Origin of the sequence: Streptomyces sp. NPDC060028 (assembly GCF_042736725.1) — a bacterium.
Taxonomy (GTDB): Bacteria; Actinomycetota; Actinomycetes; order Streptomycetales; family Streptomycetaceae; genus Streptomyces.
In genome coordinates this window covers 1-1,660 of sequence record NZ_JBHWVJ010000179.1, presented here as the reverse complement: position 1 = coordinate 1,660, position 1,660 = coordinate 1, and the positions used below count along the sequence as shown (strand labels likewise).

The following is a 1,660-nucleotide window of genomic DNA, read 5'->3' as shown; positions in this document are numbered from 1 at the left end:
TAGTTCTAATAGGTCATCGGTGAACCCAGGCGCGTGAGTGCAAGGGCCACCAGGCGAGGTCGAGGCTTGCCGCCCTTCGGGGACCGGCCCTGCCTCGCCCGCGCCCTGCCGGGCGGAGACCTTCGGTAGTTCCGTGGCCTTGACCTCTCGTCAAAGACCGGTCCCGCCCGGCAGAGGCTCGATTATCACCAGCTTTCATGTCCTCAGCCCGCCGGCAGGGGCCGACCTCTCAACAGTTCGCGAGCCGATGAGCTCTCCAACAGACCGAGGTCCCTGCCGGTCGCTGGAGACACGAACGGCTCATGAGATGGCGTGCCCAGAGCACTTCTATTAGAGCGCCGCGTGCTCCGCATGGGATCGACCTGCAGGTTGAGAGGGAGGCACAGTGTTAAGCGAGATCTTCTGCGGAATTGACTGGGCGGAGGGGCACCACGACATAGCCCTGGTCGACCAGGACGGATCCCAGGTCGCCAAGCTACGGATCAGCGACGACAGTGCCGGCTTCCACGCACTGATCGAACTCTTGACCAGGCATGGTGACTCCGCAGAGCATCCGATCCCCGTTGCTATCGAGACGCCACGTGGCCTCCTCGTTGCCGGCCTGCGGGCAACCGGCCGACAGGTCTACGCAATCAACCCACTGGCCGCGGCCCGATACCGCGATCGCGCGAGCGTCTCCCGGGCCAAGTCCGATGCAGCGGACGCCCGTGTTCTAGCAAATATCCTTCGGACCGACCGGCACGCTCACCGCCCCCTTCCCGACGACAGCGAGGCCGGGCAGGCCGTCGCTGTCCTGGCCCGCGCTCACCAGGACGCCATCTGGGACCGGCAACAGATGATGAACCGGCTCCGGTCGCACCTGCGCGAGTACTACCCAGCCGCTCTCATCGCCTTCCACGGCGCCGGCAAACCGGGACTCGATTCTCCACGTGCCCGCGTGATTCTCACCGCTGCACCCACGCCGGCCGACGCTGCCAAGCTCTCCCGCAGCCAGCTGCGTGCGTTGCTCAAGCGGGGCGAGCGTCCACGCTGCGGAATCGAGGCTGAGGTCGAGCGGCTTCGGGCAATCTTCCGCGCGGACTACCTGCGGCAGCTGCCGCAGGTCGAGCAGGCCTTGGGGCACCAGGCAGTGGCGCTCATCCGCCAGGTCGATGCCTCATGCAACAGCGCCGCTCAGCTCGCGGCGGCGACGGAGGAGGCATTCCTCGCGCACCCAGATGCCGAAATCATCGCCAGCTTCCCTGGGCTGTCTGTACTTTCCGGAGCGCGAATTCTCGCCGAACTCGGAGATGACCGCGAACGCTTTGCAGATGCCCGCGCCATGAAGGCGTACGCGGGAGCGGCTCCTATCACGCGGGCCTCCGGGCGCAGCCACGTAGTGGTGGCACGGACCGTCAAGAATCAGCGGCTTGCCTCAGCCGGGCACATGTGGGCCTTCGCAGCCCTTCGCACGCAGGCTCCACGCGCCCACTACGACCGGCGGCGCGCTGGTGGAGAGCGCCATACGGCAGCTCTCAGGAACCTGTTCAACAAACTGCTCGGCTGCCTCTACCACTGCCTGCAACGCCGCACGCTATTCGACCCCGATCGTGCTTTCGCGGCACCCCTGGAGCTCGCCGCCTGAGCGCCTACTTGACCTACCGACGACATGAGATGTCTT

General features: G+C 66.1%; 1 protein-coding gene. It reads left to right on the top strand.

All coding sequences use genetic code 11. The features are described from left to right. The first annotated feature begins 385 nt into the window (after positions 1-385). Positions 386-1,624, top strand: a complete 1,239-nt coding sequence (locus ACFWBF_RS37265; RefSeq protein ID WP_385609269.1) for an IS110 family transposase — start codon at positions 386-388, stop codon at positions 1,622-1,624. Positions 1,625-1,660 lie beyond the last annotated feature (36 nt).